Source organism: Enterococcus sp. DIV1090 (genome assembly GCF_050537975.1).
GTDB lineage: Bacteria > Bacillota > Bacilli > Lactobacillales > Enterococcaceae > Enterococcus > Enterococcus faecalis.
This window is the reverse complement of sequence record NZ_CP172917.1, coordinates 1,513,775-1,532,048: the sequence shown is the minus strand read 5'-3', so window position 1 is coordinate 1,532,048 and position 18,274 is coordinate 1,513,775. Positions and strand designations below refer to the sequence as shown.

General features: G+C 39.7%; 14 protein-coding genes. 13 read left to right on the top strand and 1 reads right to left on the bottom strand.

Going from position 1 to position 18,274, the window contains the following annotated elements; genetic code table 11:
• Positions 1-12 precede the first annotated feature (12 nt).
• The 11 genes from IGL48_RS07380 to IGL48_RS07330 all read left to right on the top strand — a co-directional run bounded on the left by IGL48_RS07380 (position 13) and on the right by IGL48_RS07330 (position 12,804).
• The gene (locus tag IGL48_RS07380) at positions 13-1,293 is read left to right on the top strand and encodes a solute carrier family 23 protein (protein ID WP_002357410.1); all 1,281 of its coding nucleotides are present in this window, start codon (positions 13-15) and stop codon (positions 1,291-1,293) included.
• 13 nt (positions 1,294-1,306) lie between these two features.
• A complete protein-coding gene (locus IGL48_RS07375; protein ID WP_010824695.1) occupies positions 1,307-2,233 on the top strand; it encodes an aspartate carbamoyltransferase catalytic subunit in 927 nt (308 codons plus the stop codon).
• 8 nt (positions 2,234-2,241) lie between these two features.
• Entirely contained in the window at positions 2,242-3,525 is a 1,284-nt protein-coding gene (locus IGL48_RS07370) for a dihydroorotase (RefSeq protein WP_002357412.1), read from the top strand.
• Positions 3,526-3,527: 2 nt separating this feature from the next.
• Positions 3,528-4,607, top strand: a complete 1,080-nt coding sequence (locus IGL48_RS07365; RefSeq protein WP_002360175.1) for a carbamoyl phosphate synthase small subunit — start codon at positions 3,528-3,530, stop codon at positions 4,605-4,607.
• Complete coding sequence (carB, locus tag IGL48_RS07360; protein ID WP_048949333.1) at positions 4,607-7,789, top strand: carbamoyl-phosphate synthase large subunit; 3,183 nt, start codon at positions 4,607-4,609, stop codon at positions 7,787-7,789. Before IGL48_RS07365 ends, carB begins: the two co-directional genes overlap by 1 nt.
• A 107-nt stretch (positions 7,790-7,896) precedes the next feature.
• On the top strand, positions 7,897-8,688 hold the full coding sequence (locus tag IGL48_RS07355) for a dihydroorotate dehydrogenase electron transfer subunit (RefSeq protein ID WP_010824693.1): 792 nt from the start codon (positions 7,897-7,899) through the stop codon (positions 8,686-8,688).
• Positions 8,685-9,611 carry a dihydroorotate dehydrogenase gene (locus tag IGL48_RS07350; protein ID WP_048949332.1) on the top strand — a complete coding sequence of 309 codons (927 nt, stop codon included), beginning with the start codon at positions 8,685-8,687 and terminating at the stop codon, positions 9,609-9,611. The genes IGL48_RS07355 and IGL48_RS07350 overlap by 4 nt, the downstream gene beginning before the upstream one ends.
• 1 nt (position 9,612) lies before the next feature.
• Positions 9,613-10,326: an orotidine-5'-phosphate decarboxylase gene (gene pyrF / locus IGL48_RS07345; RefSeq protein WP_002365730.1), complete on the top strand. Its 714-nt coding sequence runs from the start codon at positions 9,613-9,615 to the stop codon at positions 10,324-10,326.
• A gap of 1 nt (position 10,327) precedes the next feature.
• Positions 10,328-10,960 (top strand): orotate phosphoribosyltransferase, encoded by a 633-nt coding sequence (gene pyrE, locus IGL48_RS07340; protein WP_010824692.1) that lies wholly within the window; start codon positions 10,328-10,330, stop codon positions 10,958-10,960.
• A 182-nt stretch (positions 10,961-11,142) separates the two neighbouring features.
• Entirely contained in the window at positions 11,143-11,856 is a 714-nt protein-coding gene (locus IGL48_RS07335; RefSeq protein WP_002382382.1) for a carbonic anhydrase, read from the top strand.
• A gap of 18 nt (positions 11,857-11,874) precedes the next feature.
• Complete coding sequence (locus IGL48_RS07330) at positions 11,875-12,804, top strand: LysR family transcriptional regulator (protein WP_002361904.1); 930 nt, start codon at positions 11,875-11,877, stop codon at positions 12,802-12,804.
• A gap of 188 nt (positions 12,805-12,992) precedes the next feature.
• On the opposite strand, the gene IGL48_RS07325 is transcribed toward IGL48_RS07330, so the two are convergent.
• On the bottom strand, positions 12,993-14,039 hold the full coding sequence (locus IGL48_RS07325) for a GntR family transcriptional regulator (RefSeq protein WP_002360181.1): 1,047 nt from the start codon (positions 14,037-14,039) through the stop codon (positions 12,993-12,995).
• 156 nt (positions 14,040-14,195) lie between these two features.
• Between IGL48_RS07325 and IGL48_RS07320 the strand changes: the two genes are divergently transcribed.
• The gene (locus IGL48_RS07320; RefSeq protein ID WP_002377286.1) at positions 14,196-15,485 is read left to right on the top strand and encodes a glycoside hydrolase family 125 protein; all 1,290 of its coding nucleotides are present in this window, start codon (positions 14,196-14,198) and stop codon (positions 15,483-15,485) included.
• An 11-nt stretch (positions 15,486-15,496) separates the two neighbouring features.
• Positions 15,497-18,187: an alpha-mannosidase gene (locus tag IGL48_RS07315; RefSeq protein WP_282852421.1), complete on the top strand. Its 2,691-nt coding sequence runs from the start codon at positions 15,497-15,499 to the stop codon at positions 18,185-18,187.
• Positions 18,188-18,274: the final 87 nt, after the last annotated feature.

Below are 18,274 nucleotides of genomic sequence, written 5' to 3'. Positions count from 1 at the left end.
GAGTGAACAACGTTGTCAGAAAAAGAATTTCGAAATGAGGATGCAGTCTTAGATATTAAAGACAGACCGCAAGCTTTTCACTGGGTTGGCCTAAGTTTACAACATTTATTTACGATGTTTGGTGCAACGGTTTTAGTACCAATCTTAGTGGGAATTGACCCAGGGATTGCGTTAGTCAGTTCAGGATTAGGAACAATGGTCTATCTGATTACTACAAAAGGAAAAATCCCCGCCTATCTTGGCAGTAGCTTTGCTTTTATTGCAGCGATGCAGATGTTAATGAAGAGTGATGGTTATCCAGCCATTGCCCAAGGTGCTATGACAACCGGCTTGGTATACCTAATCGTTTCATTAATCATTAAAAAAATTGGTTCCGACTGGTTGGATAAAATTTTACCGCCTATCGTTGTAGGACCTGTCGTGATGGTTATCGGTTTAGGCTTGGCAGCTAATGCCGCAAATAACGCAATGTATAACAACAACGTTTATGATTTTAAATATATTGCCGTAGCCTTGATTACTTTAGGCTTAACCATTTTTTACAACATGTTTTTCAAAGGCTTCCTAGGATTAATTCCAATTCTTTTGGGAATTGTTAGTGGGTACCTGGTCGCTTTAGCTTTCGGAATTATTGACTTAACCCCTATTAAAGAAGCTGCGTGGTTTGCTTTACCGAATTTTGAAGTACCTTTTGTTCAATATGAACCGAAATTGTATTTAAATGCTATTACAACAATGGCACCAATTGCTTTTGTAACAATGACAGAACATATTGGTCATTTAATGGTCTTGAATAAATTAACCAAGCGCAACTTTTTCCAAGACCCAGGCTTATCTAAAACTTTAATGGGAGATGGCTTAGCGCAAATTGTAGCAGGTTTTGTTGGTGGACCGCCAGTTACAAGTTATGGTGAAAATATCGGCGTGCTGGCAATTACAAGAGTACACAGTGTCTTCGTAATTGGTGGAGCCGCGGTGTTCGCTGTAGCTTTAGGATTTGTTGGGAAATTAAGTGCCTTGATTCTAAGTATCCCAGGACCAGTTATTTCAGGAATTAGTTTCGTCTTGTTCGGTGTGATTGCCGCAAGTGGTTTGAAAATCTTAATCGATAATAAGATTAATTTTGATAAGAAAAAGAATTTATTGATTGCTTCAGTAATTTTAGTCATCGGCATTGGTGGCTTAGTCTTCAAAGTAGGAACCTTTGAATTGTCTTCAATGGCATTAGCAACCGTCTTAGGAATTGTTTTGAATTTAATTTTACCGGAAAACGCACGTAGCGAAGAACAGTAGGAGGACTGGACGAATGATTATTACATCTGAACGAATTAGTTTAAAACATCTTTTAACTGCTGAGGCTTTAACCGACCGTGAAGTCATGGGGTTAATCCGTCGCGCAGGAGAATTTAAACAGGGGGCAAAATGGCACCCAGAAGAACGTCAATATTTTGCAACAAACTTGTTTTTTGAAAATAGTACTCGAACACATAAAAGTTTTGAGGTAGCTGAGAAAAAATTAGGCTTAGAAGTGATTGAGTTTGAAGCAAGTAGAAGTTCTGTTCAAAAAGGAGAAACGTTATACGACACAGTACTAACGATGTCGGCAATTGGTGTAGATGTAGCAGTCATTCGTCATGGTAAAGAAAATTATTACGATGAATTGATTCAAAGTAAAACGATTCAATGTTCTATTATTAACGGTGGGGACGGGAGTGGACAACACCCTACACAATGTTTATTGGATCTGATGACCATTTATGAAGAATTTGGTGGATTTGAAGGCTTGAAAGTGGCGATTGTGGGAGATATTACACATTCTCGCGTTGCTAAATCAAATATGCAGTTATTAAACCGTTTAGGCGCTGAAATTTATTTTTCAGGTCCAGAAGAGTGGTATGATCATCAGTTTGATGTCTATGGACAATATGTGGCATTAGATGAAATTGTTGAAAAAGTCGATGTGATGATGTTGCTTCGCGTGCAGCACGAACGTCATGATGGTAAGGAAAGTTTTTCAAAAGAAGGCTATCATTTGGAATATGGTTTAACCAACGAACGGGCAACTCGTTTACAGAAACACGCAATTATTATGCATCCAGCGCCAGTCAATCGGGATGTTGAACTGGCAGATGAATTAGTGGAAAGTCTGCAATCAAGAATCGTCGCGCAAATGAGTAACGGAGTCTTTATGCGCATGGCAATTTTAGAAGCAATTTTACATGGAAAGGCCTAGGTGGAGAAATGAAGACGTTAATTAAGAATGGAAAAATCATCAAAAAAGAGAATCAATTGATTGAGGCAGCACTTTGGCTAGAAAATGGTGTGATTCACGCAATCGGAGAATCGTTTGACGAAGCAGATTTTGAGCAAGTGTTTGATGCGAACGGGCAACTAATCACGCCAGGCTTGGTGGATGTGCATGTTCACTTTAGAGAACCAGGCTTTACGTATAAAGAAACGATTAAAACGGGTAGTAAAGCTGCTGCTCGCGGTGGTTTTACTACGGTTTGCGCAATGCCCAATTTGAATCCAGTACCAGATACGGCTGAAAAATTAAGTGAGGTTTACGACTTAATTCAAAAAGATGCAGTCGTAAAAGTTTTACAATATGCCCCCATTACAGAAGAGCTACGGAGTGAAGTTTTAACCAATCAGAAGGCCTTAAAAGAAGCGGGCGCCTTTGCATTTACGAATGATGGTGTTGGTGTCCAAACGGCAGGAACGATGTACTTAGCCATGAAAGAAGCGGCTGCATTAAATATGGCGCTTGTTGCGCACACGGAAGATGAATCTTTATTATTTGGTGGTGTGATGCATGAAGGAGAAGTTTCTAAGAAATTAGGCCTACCAGGGATTTTAAGTGCAACGGAAGCTTCACAAATTGCTCGGGATATTACTTTAGCGAAAGAAACAGGCGTTCATTATCATGTTTGTCATGTTTCAACAGAAGAAAGCGTGCGCGTTATTCGAGATGCTAAAAAAGCAGGGATTCACGTAACAGCCGAAGTTTCGCCACACCATTTAATTTTAGTCGATGAGGATATTCCTGGTGACGAAGGGTTTTGGAAAATGAACCCGCCATTACGTGGTTTAGCAGATCGACAAGCATTGATTGACGGCTTGTTAGATGGCACGATTGACTGTATTGCTACCGACCATGCGCCCCATGGTTTAGAAGAAAAACAACAATCATTTTTAAACGCACCTTTTGGTATTGTCGGTAGTGAAACGGCCTTCCAATTGATTTATACGAACTTTGTCGAAACAGGCATTTTCACATTAGAACAAGTGATTGATTGGATGGCAGTGAAACCGGCAGAAATTTTTGGATTAAACGCAGGAACACTAACAATTGGTGCACCAGCAGATATTGCAGTTTTTGACTTAGCAACAGCTGCACCAATTGATGCAGAAGCATTTGAATCAATGGCTGTCAATACACCATTTACAGGGTGGACAGTCAAAGGAAAGACACTTATGACATTTGTTGACGGAGCATTAGCTTGGTCGGAGGAGGCGCAGTAGGTTTGAAAAGGTTATTGATTTTAGAAGACGGAACAGTATTTGAAGGAAAAGCGTTTGGTGCAGAAGGCAATGTAGTAGGAGAAGTTGTTTTTACTACTGGCATGACAGGTTACCAAGAAGCAATTACTGACCAAAGTTTTAATGGACAAATGATTACTTTTACGTATCCATTAGTTGGAAATTACGGGGTCAACCGAGATGATTATGAATCCATTGCACCAACCTGTAAAGGTGTCATTGTTAAAGAGCATGCGCGGGTTGCTTCAAATTGGCGTCAACAAATGACCTTGGATGAATTTTTAAAGCGCAAAGGGATTCCGGGAATTTCAGGAATTGATACCCGTGCGCTGACTCGTAAATTACGATCAGCTGGAACAATGAAAGGGAGCATCATTGATGCCGTGGATGATTTGCCGCATGCGTTTGATCAATTAAAAGCGACAGTCATGCCGAAAAATCAAGTGGCACAAGTCTCCACCACTAAGCCTTATCCGAGTCCAGGTATTGGGCGTAATGTAGTCGTCGTTGATTTTGGGTTGAAACATAGTATTTTGCGAGAATTATCAAAACGGCAATGCAACTTAACCGTGTTGCCTTATAATACAACGGCCGAAGAGATTTTAGAATTAAGTCCCGATGGTGTCATGTTGACAAATGGGCCTGGAGATCCCAAAGATGTGCCTGAAGCTATTGAAATGATTCAAGCAATCCAAGGAAAAGTTCCAATTTTCGGCATCTGCTTAGGTCATCAGTTATTTTCATTAGCGAATGGTGCGGATACGTATAAGATGAAGTTTGGACATCGCGGTTTGAATCATCCTGTACGAGAAATTGCAACAGGGCGCATTGATTTCACTTCACAAAACCACGGATATGCCGTAGATGAAGCAACAATTGATCCAGAAAAATTACTTGTGACCCACGTGGAAGTCAATGATGGAACGGTTGAAGGCGTGCGTCATCGAGATTATCCAGCTTTTACTGTGCAATATCACCCAGATGCGGCTCCAGGACCGCACGATGGTCTTCATTTATTTGACGAATTTATGGAATTAATGGATGCATGGAAGGAGCAAAACTAATGCCAAAACGAACGGACATCAAGAAAATCATGGTGATTGGTTCAGGACCAATCATTATTGGACAAGCAGCAGAATTTGACTATGCAGGCACACAAGCCTGTTTAGCGTTAAAAGAAGAAGGGTATGAAGTTGTTTTAGTAAACTCAAATCCAGCGACCATCATGACCGATAAAGAAATCGCGGATCATGTTTATATTGAACCGATTACTTTAGAATTTGTTTCAAGAATTTTGCGAAAAGAACGTCCTGATGCTCTTCTACCAACATTAGGTGGTCAAACTGGATTAAATATGGCGATGGAATTATCGGAATCAGGAATTTTAGATGAGCTAAATGTAGAATTGCTAGGAACAAAGCTCAGTGCGATTGACCAAGCGGAAGACCGTGATTTATTTAAACAATTGATGGAAGAATTAGAACAACCGATTCCAGAAAGTGAAATTGTCAATACGGTGGAACAAGCCGTGGCTTTTGCCAAACGAATTGGCTATCCAATTATCGTTCGTCCCGCATTTACTTTAGGTGGAACAGGCAGCGGCATGTGTGATACGGAAGAAGAACTCCGTCAGATCGCCGAAAACGGTCTGAAATTATCACCAGTTACACAATGTTTAATTGAAAAAAGTATTGCTGGTTTTAAAGAAATTGAATATGAAGTGATGCGTGATTCGGCTGATAATGCGATTGTGGTTTGTAACATGGAAAACTTTGATCCTGTCGGCATTCACACTGGGGATTCGATTGTTTTTGCTCCGAGTCAAACCTTATCAGATTATGAATACCAAATGTTGCGAGATGCGTCCTTGAAAATTATTCGTGCATTAAAAATTGAAGGTGGCTGTAATGTTCAATTAGCTTTGGACCCGCATAGCTTTAATTATTATGTGATTGAAGTGAATCCTCGTGTTTCTCGCTCATCTGCACTTGCTAGTAAAGCCACAGGGTATCCCATTGCGAAGTTAGCCGCAAAAATTGCTGTTGGTTTAACATTAGATGAAATGAAAAATCCAGTTACTGGAACCACTTATGCCGAATTTGAACCGGCTTTGGACTATGTTGTTTCCAAAATTCCTCGTTGGCCTTTTGACAAATTTGAAAAAGGTGCTCGAGAACTAGGAACGCAAATGAAAGCAACCGGGGAAGTCATGGCAATTGGCCGCAATATTGAAGAATCCTTATTAAAAGCAGTTCGTTCTTTAGAAATTGGTGCTTATCACAACGAATTAGCAGAACTAAGTCATGTCAGTGATCTGGAATTAACGAAGAAAATGGTTCATGCGCAAGATGATCGATTGTTCTACTTATCAGAAGCCATTCGCAGAGGATATAGCATCGAAGAATTACAAAGTTTAACGAAAATTGATTTATTCTTCTTGGATAAACTTTTACACATTATCGAAATTGAAACGACCCTTGAAAGTCACGTGGACAACGTAGCTGTCTTGAAAGAAGCCAAACAAAATGGTTTTTCTGATCGGAAAATTGCGGCACTTTGGGGACAAACAGAACAAGCCATTGCTGACTTCCGCAGAGCCAATCAAATTGTGCCCGTCTATAAAATGGTCGATACGTGTGCTGCAGAGTTTGAATCACACACGCCTTATTTTTATAGCACGTATGAAGTGGAAAACGAAAGCAATGTTTCGAAAAAGCCTTCTGTACTAGTATTAGGTTCTGGTCCCATTCGCATTGGTCAAGGGGTCGAGTTTGATTATGCAACGGTTCATTCTGTCAAAGCGATCCAAGCGGCTGGTTATGAAGCAATTATTATGAATAGTAATCCTGAAACAGTTTCAACAGATTTCTCTGTTTCTGATAAATTATACTTTGAGCCATTAACTTTAGAAGACGTCATGAATGTGATTGATTTAGAAAATCCGATTGGCGTGATCGTCCAATTTGGTGGACAAACAGCGATTAATTTAGCTGAGCCGCTCACAAAACAAGGCGTTAAAATTCTTGGAACAACGATTGAAGATTTAGATCGTGCGGAAAATCGTGATTTATTTGAACAAGCTTTGCAAGAGTTAGCGATTCCTCAACCACCAGGAGATACGGCCACAAGTGCAGAAGAAGCAGTCGTGATTGCTGATCGTATCGGCTATCCCGTTTTAGTGCGTCCAAGTTATGTTTTAGGTGGTCGTGCAATGGAAATTGTCGAAAATCAAAAGGATTTGGAAGATTATATGCGATACGCAGTCAAAGCTTCTCCAGAACATCCTGTCTTGGTTGATAGCTATTTATTGGGACAGGAATGTGAAGTTGATGCCATTTGTGATGGTGAAACAGTACTAATTCCAGGGATTATGGAACATATTGAACGAGCTGGCGTGCATTCTGGTGATTCAATGGCGGTTTATCCACCGCAGTATCTTTCTCAAGAAATTCAAACAACGATTGCCGATTATACAAAAAAACTGGCACTTGGTTTAAACTGTGTAGGCATGATGAATATTCAATTTGTTATTCATGAAAATCGTGTTTATGTGATTGAAGTGAATCCTCGTGCGAGTCGAACAGTTCCTTTCTTAAGTAAAATCACAGGGATTCCGATGGCCCAAGTTGCTACAAAAGCGATTCTTGGTGAGAAACTGACTGACCTAGGATATCAAGATGGGTTATACCCTGAAAGTAAACAAGTTCATGTGAAAGCCCCTGTATTCTCCTTTACGAAACTACAAAAAGTAGATACGTACTTAGGGCCTGAAATGAAATCAACTGGGGAAGTTATGGGTAGTGATTATTATTTAGAAAAAGCCTTGTATAAAGCCTTTGAAGCATCTGGCTTGCATTTGCCAAGTTATGGGGCTGTACTTTTCACCATTGCTGATGAAACAAAAGAAGAGGCGTTAGAAATTGCTAAGCGTTTTTCAGCAATTGGCTATAGTTTAGTCGCAACGGAAGGAACCGCTGACTTTTTAGCGAAGCATCAGTTGCCTGTTAAGAAAGTGACGAAAATTTCTAATCCTGAAGGGGAAACCGTGCTGGATGTCATTCGTAATGGGAATGCACAAGTGGTAATCAATACCATGGATAAAAATCGTTCCAGTGCCAACCAAGATGGGTTTTCAATCCGTCGGGAAGCAGTCGAACATGGGATTCCATTGTTTACCTCACTTGACACAGCGAATGCGATTTTAAAAGTTTTAGAATCAAGAGCCTTTACGACAGAAGCCATTTAAGCAAAAATCTGGAACAATCGTCTGAGGAGGACTGTTCCAGATTCTTTTACGAAGAAATAGAAAATCATTTATAGGGGAATCAGAGAATAAAGGAGTGAAGGATACTGATGCAGAGAAAGCAAGAAATGATGACCATTGTAGCTCAAAAACAGTTAGCGCCACGGATTTATCAGTTAGACTTACAAGGCGAGTTAGTGAAAGAGATGACACGACCTGGACAGTTTGTGCATATCAAGGTTCCGCGTGCAGATTTACTTTTGCGGCGACCGATTAGCATCAACCAAATTGATCATTCGAACGAAACCTGTCGTTTGATTTATCGAGTCGAAGGCGCTGGAACGGAAGTGTTTGCCACCATGAAGGCTGGTGAACAATTAGATATTTTAGGTCCTTTAGGAAACGGCTTTGATATAACTACCGTAGCAGCTGGTCAAACTGCTTTTATCGTTGGCGGAGGAATCGGGATTCCCCCATTGTATGAATTATCAAAGCAACTCAATGAAAAAGGCGTGAAAGTGATTCATTTTCTTGGTTATGCATCAAAAGAGGTTTCTTATTACCAACAAGAATTTATGGCATTAGGAGAAACACATTTTGCCACAGATGACGGCTCGTTTGGCGCTCATGGCAACGTGGGCCGTTTATTGTCAGAAGCGTTAGCAAAAGGACGGATCCCTGATGCAGTTTATGCATGTGGTGCGAATGGTATGTTAAAAGCAATTGATTCTTTATTTCCAACACATCCACACGTTTACCTTTCTTTAGAAGAACGGATGGCCTGTGGAATTGGGGCTTGCTATGCCTGCGTTTGCCATAAAAAAGGAGACACTACTGGAGCAAAAAGTGTCAAGGTCTGTGATGAAGGTCCGATTTTTAAAGCAAGTGAGGTTATCTTATGATGAAAAATCCTTTAGCTGTTTCAATTCCAGGTTTAACATTAAAAAATCCAATTATTCCCGCCAGTGGTTGCTTTGGGTTCGGGGAAGAATATGCTAACTATTATGACCTTGATCAATTAGGTTCAATTATGATTAAGGCAACAACGCCCCAAGCACGATATGGAAATCCCACACCACGTGTAGCTGAAACACCTAGTGGTATGCTAAATGCCATTGGATTGCAGAATCCAGGCTTAGACGTGGTTATGCAAGAAAAATTACCGAAATTAGAAAAATACCCTAACTTACCGATTATCGCAAATGTTGCAGGTGCTTGCGAAGAAGACTATGTGGCTGTTTGCGCAAAAATTGGGCAAGCGCCTAACGTCAAAGCAATTGAACTGAATATTTCCTGTCCCAATGTGAAACATGGCGGCATAGCTTTTGGTACAGATCCAGAGGTTGCTTTTCAATTAACACAAGCAGTCAAAAAAGTCGCCTCTGTTCCGATTTATGTTAAACTATCACCAAACGTAACGGACATTGTGCCGATCGCCCAAGCAATTGAAGCAGGGGGCGCAGACGGTTTTTCTATGATTAATACATTGCTAGGGATGCGCATTGATTTAAAAACGAGAAAACCTATTTTAGCCAATCAAACTGGTGGACTATCTGGCCCAGCCATTAAACCTGTTGCCATTCGCTTAATCCGACAAGTCGCCAGTGTTTCTCAGTTGCCAATTATTGGAATGGGCGGTGTTCAAACAGTGGACGATGTCTTGGAAATGTTCATGGCAGGTGCTAGCGCTGTCGGTGTTGGTACGGCCAACTTTACAGATCCATATATTTGTCCGAAGTTGATTGACGGATTACCTAAGCGAATGGAAGAGTTAGGTATTGAATCGTTGGAACAATTAATTAAAGAAGTGAGAGAGGGGCAGTAAAATGCACGATAGACCAATTATTGCGTTAGATTTTCCCACGCAAAAAGAAGTGGCTGTTTTTTTAGAAAAATTTCCTAAGGAAGAAGCCTTGTTTGTTAAAGTGGGGATGGAACTTTTTTACGCAGAAGGACCAGCGATTGTTCGCTGGCTTAAAGAACAAGGACATGATGTTTTCTTGGATTTAAAATTACATGATATTCCGAATACTGTGGAAAAAGCGATGACAAATTTAGCAAAATTAGGCGTTGCCATTACCAATGTCCATGCAGCAGGGGGCGTTCGAATGATGCAAGCAGCTAAGGAAGGTCTAATCAAAGGGACTCAGCCAGGCGCTAAGGTTCCTGAGTTAATTGCTGTAACCCAGTTGACTTCTACTAGTGAAGAAGAGATGCACCACGATCAATTAATCAACGTTTCTTTAGAGACAAGTGTCATTCATTATGCTAAATGTGCGGAAAAAGCGGGTCTGGATGGAGTGGTTTGCTCGGCCTTAGAAGCACGTGGTATTCAAGAAGCAACCAAGCAGACGTTTATTTGCTTAACACCTGGTATTCGCCCAGCGGGAAGTGCGGTAGGTGACCAGCAACGGGTCGTTACGCCGCAACATGCTCGCGAAATCGGGTCCACATATATCGTTGTTGGCCGACCTATTACCCAAGCAGAAAATCCTTATGAAGCCTATCAAGAAATCAAAAAAGACTGGAGCGGAAAGTAACATGACAAAAGTAGCAAAAAAGATTGCCAAAGATTTATTAGATATTGAAGCGGTATTTTTAAACCCTAATGAGCCGTTTACCTGGGCTAGTGGCATAAAAAGCCCGATTTATTGTGATAACCGTATCACGATGAGTTATCCTGCTGTGCGTAAAGAAATTGCAGAAGGCTTAGCGGCAAAAATTAAAGAGACTTTCCCAGAAGTCGAAGTGATTGCTGGGACAGCTACCGCAGGGATTCCACATGCGGCATGGGTAGCCGATATTTTAGGATTACCAATGGTTTATATCCGCAGTAAAGCCAAAGACCACGGCAAAGGGAATCAAATTGAAGGCCGAATTTCTGAAGAACAAAAAATGGTAGTTATCGAGGATTTAATTTCAACCGGCGGTAGCGTGTTAGAAGCGGCAGAAGCGGCGGAACGTGAAGGAGCAACGGTTTTAGGCGTTGCGGCAATCTTCACTTATGAGTTACCCAAAGGAACGGTAAATTTTGCAGATAAACAGATGACGTTACTAACGTTAACCAATTACTCAACTTTAATTGATGCTGCATTAGAAGCAAATTATATCGAAGAAAAAGATGTTACCTTATTACAAGAATGGAAAAAAGATCCTGAAAACTGGGGCAAATAAACGTTGAACTAAAGATAGTTCTTGTCGTCTGATTTTTAGTGTCATTTTCAGTAACCAGATTTAACGGTAGGAGAACTTAGGTCATTTGCCGAGGAGCGTAATGATCTAAGTTCTTTTGTTTGACGTAGAAAAGATGTTAGGATAGAGTTTTAACATGAGTTTTACCTGATTACTATGTGGAAATGAAGGAAGAGTGTATGAAAAAAATAAAAAATATGGACGTTGAATGGAGCTATACAGGCAACGATGGACCGGAACATTGGCATACGCTATGTGACTGGTTTGCAGAAGGTGCTAAGTTTGCTTATCAATCGCCAATTGCTTTAGAAAAAGAAAGTGCTGAGACAGTAAATTCTCAGATTACGTTTCATTATAAAAAAGAAGAATTCACTGAAAAAGAATTCAAAAATACGTTTCATTTTGTACCACCAAATACGGAAAGTTACGTAATGTTTGAAAATGTTGCGTATCATTTAACCGATATCCATTTTCATATGCCTAGCGAACATTTGCTGTCGGGAAAGCAGTATCCGCTAGAATTCCATTTGGTTCATATGAATGATGCTGGCGAAAATTTAGTTGTCGGTTGCCTGTTTACCATCACAGAGGAAGAAAATCGTTTTTCAGAAGCGAATCATCCGATGGACTGGGAAAACGGCACGCACCAACAATGGTTTAATCCGTCAATCTTTTTACCAGAGGAGCGTCTACACTACCATTATGTAGGCTCGTTAACAACACCGCCAACTAAGGGTCCAGTGAAATGGTTTGTATTTGATACCATTCAAAAAATGGATCAAGCTTTTTTAAATAAGATCAAGGAAGGTATGTTGGCCTTTAACAATCGGCCCCTTCAGCCGTTGAATGGGCGTAAGATTTATTTTTCAAATGATTAGTGTGTGGAGGAAAAAGTGTTGAATATTCAACAAATGAAGTATGTTGCTGCCATAGCTAACAATGGGAGTTTTCGGGAAGCAGCCAAAAAACTATTTATTACACAACCTAGCTTGTCAAATAGTATTCGGGAATTAGAAGAAGAACTAGGAATTTCCCTCTTTTTACGTACCAATAAGGGCGCTTTTTTAACAGAAGAAGGAATGGTTTTTTTAGAACAAGCAGAGAAAGTCTTAGTTCAAATGGAGTTATTGGAAAATCGCTATCGCGAGACAGTGACCAGCGAACGATTCTCCATCTCTTCACAACATTACGATTTTTTAGGTGAGGTAATTGCCAAAGTTCTTAAAAAGTATGGGGATCAATATAAAGATTTTCGTGTCTTTGAAACCACAACCTTAAAAGTAATTGAAGACGTCAAAGGATTTCACAGTGAATTGGGGATTATTTATTTAAATGAACAAAATAGTGTCAGTATTGAACGGTATTTAGAACAAGCTAATCTAGCCTACGAGGTAATTAGTACTTTTAATACACACATTTTTTTAGGAAATCATCATCCTTTAGCCAAGCAAAAAGAAATTCATTTAGAGGAATTAGTTCCCTATCCACAAGTTCGCTTTAATCAAGAAGGAAGCAATTTTTCCTATTTTTCTGAAGATTTAGTTGAAATTCCTGAACAGGAATCGGTCATTCATACTACGGATCGTGGAACCTTGATGAATTTGTTGGTAGAAACCAATGCTTATGCTTCTGGTTCAGGTGTCGTAACGGGTTTTACGAAGAAAGAAATTCGGTTAGTGCCATTGGCGCCAGCTTTGGAAAATCGTATTTGTTTACTCTTTCCCAAAAATCGGGAAATCAGTCCGATTGGTCGCTACTTTATCAAAGAACTAAAAGCGTTGTTTAAAAAAGAGGTAGATACCAAAACGTTTAGCACTAAGGAATAAAAAGAAGAGGTCGGGACAGAAGTGTTTAACTCCGAGAAATAAGAAGGAATTTCCGAAAATTGTTCTTTAATTTTTGGAGAATTTCGGCTTATTTCCGAAGGAGTTGCTTCTGTTCCCGCCGTTTATTAGTTTTTGAGCGTGGAGCCAAAATCCAAAGTGATTTTTGTCCCACGCTCTTCTTTTTTGGCTCATTTTGAAACAGTAGAAATGGTTTCTCTTTCAATTAATGTGACAGGTACTTGAATGTCTTCTATGATTTGAATGTCTTGTTGCATCGTTTGTAATAACACTTCACCAGCTAGTTTTCCCATTTCTTTAAAGTCTTGCGCCATGGTTGTTAATGGCGGTTCGACAAATGCTGCTGCTTGAATATCGTCAAAACCAATAATCGATAATTCTTCTGGCACATGAATACCTAGGTTTTTACAGTTTCGTAAACAATGTAACGCGCTGAAGTCATTATCGCAGACCACGGCTGTGAGTTGGTGCGCCTCAAAATACTGTTTAAAGTTGTGTTCATCTAAGAGATTGGTTTCCGTGATTGCTGTATGGAACGCCAGATTGGCTTCTTTTAAAGCTTGGAGATAACCTAAATAACGTTGCCGAACGGATTGTAGGGCCGGACTTCCTGAAAGGATATATCCAATTTTTGTATGTCCTAAGCCAATTAAGCGTTCGGTTGCTGTTTTACCACCAGCAAAGTTGTCTGATTGAATGGTTGCAAAAGGTAAATCATGGATCTTTTTATCCAAGACAACGACTGGAAAATTCATCAAAGCCAACTCGAACAGTAAGTCGAGGTAGTCATTACTAGTAGCAGCATAATAGACAAGCCCGGCAAACTCATTCACAATGTCCGCAGCATTTTTCTCTCTCAAAAAATTAGGCGAGGTCATAAAGACTTCTAAACCAGCTGCTTGAATAGTAGGGGCCAAACCGCTATAGAAATTTCCTACTGATAAATCGTCTGCAAAAGGCAATAAAAAAAGAACTTTATTTAAAGAGGTATGAAGAGGATGCTTTGGTGCTTGAACAAAACTTCCTTTTCCTTGGTGACGTTGGATTACGCCTTGCGTTTCCAACTCAGTTAGCGCTCGTTTGGACGTAATTCTACTGACGTTAAACTGAGCCGATAATTCTTTTTCGGTAGGCACTTGCGCTCCAACAGGCAATCGCCCTGAATCAATTTCATTTTGTAAATAATCAATAATTTGTTGATATAATGGTTGCTTCATTCATTTCACCTCACAATAAGATATATCTTATTTATAGTTTACCATAAATTAATTGGTTTTAAAATGAAAAAAATGATCGAAATCACTAGACAAAGTGAAATGTAAACGCTATAATTCAAGTGTGAAATGATATATCAAATTTAAGAGGTGACGAGAATGGTTTATACAGAAGTTCCAAAATCCGTAGCAACATTTATGGAGAAAATTACAGAAAAATGCGGTGAAGCACATCAAGATTGGGCAAAAAACTTTCAGGCGGCCTTTGCCAATACTTTACTAACAACAGTGAAACGTCAAGAAGATGGTACTACCTTTTTATTAACAGGCGATATTCCAGCAATGTGGTTGAGAGACTCAACAGCACAAGTTCGTCCCTATTTAGTGATTGCGAAAGAAGACGAAGACCTTGCTCAAATGATTGCTGGTTTGGTTAAACGCCAGTTTCGTTATATTTGCATTGATCCTTATGCCAATGCGTTTAATGAAACAGATAATCATGCAGGCCATCAAACTGATAAGACCGAAATGAATGGCTGGATTTGGGAACGGAAATATGAAATTGATTCATTATGTTACCCGGTCCAATTAGCCTATTTACTTTATAAAAATACTGGGATGACCGAACAATTTAATTCAGATTTTGTGGAAGGCGTTAAAAAAATTCTCAACGTTTTCACAACAGAACAAGATCACGCACAGTCACCTTATTTATTTGAACGAGATACGTGGCGTCAAGAAGATACGTTGGTTGAAGCAGGGAAAGGAACACCAGTTGGCAAAACAGGGATGACATGGTCAGGCTTCCGTCCTAGTGATGATGCCTGCCAATATGGTTACTTAGTTCCTTCTAACATGTTTGCAGTCGTAATTTTAGGCTATATTCAAGAAATTTTCTCTGATGTTTTAGAAGATGCTACGATTGTGGCGATTGCTAAAAAATTACAAGAAGAGATTGAAGAAGGCATTCAAACATTTGGACGAACAAAAAATCAAAATAACGAAACGATTTATGCGTATGAAGTGGATGGCTTAGGCAATGCTAGCGTGATGGATGACAGTAATGTTCCCAATTTAGTAGCAGCCCCTTATCTGGGTTATTGTTCAACAGAGGATGAACAATATTTAACAACGCGTCAAACCTTATTAAGTAAAGAAAATCCTTACTTCTATGAAGGCAAATACGCGAAAGGGATTGGTAGCTCGCATACACCAGAAAATTACGTGTGGCCGATTGCTTTAGCAATGGAAGGAATGACAACCAAAGATAAAGCTGAAAAAGAACGAATTTTAGATTTATTAGTTGCCACAGATGCGGGGACTCATTTGATGCATGAAGGTTTTGACGTAGATAATCCTGAAAATTATACAAGAGAATGGTTTTCATGGGCTAATATGATGTTTTGTGAATTAGTTATGGATTATTTTGACATCCGAGTGGAAAAATAGGAGGAAAAGTGATGATAAAGAAAAAAGTCTATATTGTTTCCCATAGTCATTGGGATCGTGAATGGTATCTTCCTTATGAAGAACATCATATGCGCTTAATTGAATTAGTGGATAATGTATTAGATTTAATTGAAAATGATCCAGAGTTTAACAGTTTCCATTTAGATGGACAAACGATTATCTTAGACGACTATTTACAAGTTCGCCCAGAGAAAAAAGAAGCCGTGAAAAAAGCTGTCCAAGCAGGCAAACTAAAAATCGGACCATTTTATATTTTACAAGATGACTTTTTAATTAGCTCTGAATCCAATGTTCGAAACATGCTGATTGGGCATTTAGAAAGTCAAAAATGGGGAGCACCAGTTCAATTAGGTTACTTCCCGGATACATTTGGTAACATGGGTCAAACGCCTCAAATGATGCAATTAGCAAATCTGCCTGCGGCTGCCTTTGGACGCGGGGTGAAACCGATTGGCTTTGATAATCAAGTCTTAGAAAGCGACTATAGCTCACAATATTCTGAAATGTGGTGGGAAGGTCCTGACCAAACGAAAATTTTCGGCTTGCTTTTTGCGAACTGGTATAGTAACGGGAACGAAATTCCTTCAGAAAAAGAAGCGGCAATCGCTTTTTGGAAACAAAAATTGGCTGATGTGGAACGTTACGCTTCCACAAACCATTTATTGATGATGAATGGGGTCGACCACCAACCTGTACAAAGAGATATTACTAAGGCCATCGCTTTAGCCAATGAACTATTCCCAGAATATGAATTTATTCATTCCAATTTCGATGACTATTTGAAAGCTGTTCAAGAGGAGTTACCAGAAGATTTAGGAACAGTAACAGGCGAATTAACGAGTCAAGAAACGGATGGCTGGTACACATTAGCCAATACTTCTTCTGCTCGCGTCTATTTAAAACAGTGGAACACAAAAGTGCAACACCAATTAGAAAATATCGCAGAACCTTTAGCAGCAATGGCTTACGAAGTAACTGGCGACTACCCACATGACCAATTTGATTATGCTTGGAAAACATTGCTTCAAAACCATCCGCACGATAGTATTTGTGGCTGTTCTGTCGACGAGGTTCACCGAGGCATGATGACTCGCTTTGAAAATGCCAATGATGTCGGGCATTTCTTAGCAGATGAAGCAACACGACAATTAACAGAAGCAATTAATACAAGTGTTTTCCCAGAAAAAGCGCACCCGTTTGTTTTGTTTAATACTAGTGGCTATCAGAAAACGGAGGTTGTCACTGTGGAAGTGGAGATTGAACGATTGCCATTTTATACAGGAAAACCTGAAGATCTTTATCATGAATTAAAACAAAAAGCCACCCCAGATTATCAAGTGATTGATCCAACTGGAAAAGCCGTTGCAAGCCGTATTGTCAAAGAAGATGTTCGTTTTGGTTACGATTTACCTAAAGATGCTTTCCGTCAACCGTACATGGCTAAATACTTAACGGTCGAATTATCTGTCAAAGAAATGGCGCCATTCTCTTGGGATAGCTTTGCATTGATTCAAGGAGAAACGAAAGCTTTTGAAGGAAGTCTTTTGGCTCAACCAGCAACAAATGAAATGGAAAACGAATTTATTCAAGTGAAAATTGAAAACAATGGTAGCTTAACCATTGCTGACAAAAAAACAGGAGAAACATTTTCAAAATTGTTAACATTTGAAGATACTGGCGACATTGGGAATGAATATATCTTTTTCAAACCGACCGAAGACCAAGGAATTACAACCGAAAATGTAACGGCTGAAATTACGAATAAAGAAAATTCCCCTGTAAAAGCAAGTTATCAAATTAAACAAACCGTCATGTTACCAGTTTCAGCAGATGAACGATTAGAAGAAGAACAAAAGGCTGTTCGTGAGTTTAGAGAACGCCAAGCACAACGTTCAACGACGCTTCGCCCGTTCGAAATAACGACAGTGGTTACAATGATCAAAGAAAGTAACCAATTATTCTTTGAAACAACCATTAATAATCAAATCAAAGATCATCGTTTACGCGTGCTTTTCCCAACTGGCATGGTCACAGAAACACACGAAGCGGATAGTATTTATGAAGTCGTGACACGACCAAATCAAGTAAGCGACACATGGGAAAATCCAACAAACCCGCAGCACCAACAAGCGTTTGTGAATGTTCATGACCAAAACAAAGGCGTGACTATCTTCAATGAAGGCTTAAATGAGTATGAAGTCTTGGCAGATGGAACCATTGCGGTCACATTAATTCGTTGTGTTGGCGAACTAGGTGATTGGGGCTATTTTGCGACACCAGAAGCACAATGCCAAGGAGAATATATCTTTAAATATGGTTTGTCATTGCATGGAAAACCAGAAGAACGCTTTGCTACGTATCAACAAGCCTATAGTGCACAAATTCCTTTTACTGCAGCTACTACTGCGCGTCATGAAGGTAAACTAGCACCGAACCATGTTTATTTGACAACGGCAGAAGGACCGATTGGTTGGACAGCCGTTAAACGTCAAGAGCAAACGAATCATTTAGTCGTTCGTGGCTTTAATCTAACAGCGCAAAATATTCCTTGTGAACTTCACAAAGAGACACAACCAGCGACTTGTTTAACAAATGTATTAGAAGAACCGTTGACACCAGCGATAGAAGTTGATACACCATTACGTCCGTTTGAAATTCGGACATGGCGTTTCGAAAAATAAATAAATAGGAGAACTTTGTTGAAAAGGACAAAGTTCTCCTATTTTCTTCTCTGCCGTTTTTTTGAGATATTTATAATAAAAATCTAG

Coding starts and splice junctions, on each gene's coding strand:
- pyrF (WP_002365730.1), top strand. CDS start 9,613: ATGCACGATAGACCAATTATTGCGTTAGATTTTCCCACGCAAAAAGAA.
- IGL48_RS07325 (WP_002360181.1), bottom strand. CDS start 14,039: ATGAAGCAACCATTATATCAACAAATTATTGATTATTTACAAAATGAA.
- IGL48_RS07320 (WP_002377286.1), top strand. CDS start 14,196: ATGGTTTATACAGAAGTTCCAAAATCCGTAGCAACATTTATGGAGAAA.
- IGL48_RS07315 (WP_282852421.1), top strand. CDS start 15,497: ATGATAAAGAAAAAAGTCTATATTGTTTCCCATAGTCATTGGGATCGT.
- IGL48_RS07350 (WP_048949332.1), top strand. CDS start 8,685: ATGATGAAAAATCCTTTAGCTGTTTCAATTCCAGGTTTAACATTAAAA.
- IGL48_RS07355 (WP_010824693.1), top strand. CDS start 7,897: ATGCAGAGAAAGCAAGAAATGATGACCATTGTAGCTCAAAAACAGTTA.
- IGL48_RS07335 (WP_002382382.1), top strand. CDS start 11,143: ATGAAGGAAGAGTGTATGAAAAAAATAAAAAATATGGACGTTGAATGG.
- carB (WP_048949333.1), top strand. CDS start 4,607: ATGCCAAAACGAACGGACATCAAGAAAATCATGGTGATTGGTTCAGGA.
- pyrE (WP_010824692.1), top strand. CDS start 10,328: ATGACAAAAGTAGCAAAAAAGATTGCCAAAGATTTATTAGATATTGAA.
- IGL48_RS07375 (WP_010824695.1), top strand. CDS start 1,307: ATGATTATTACATCTGAACGAATTAGTTTAAAACATCTTTTAACTGCT.
- IGL48_RS07370 (WP_002357412.1), top strand. CDS start 2,242: ATGAAGACGTTAATTAAGAATGGAAAAATCATCAAAAAAGAGAATCAA.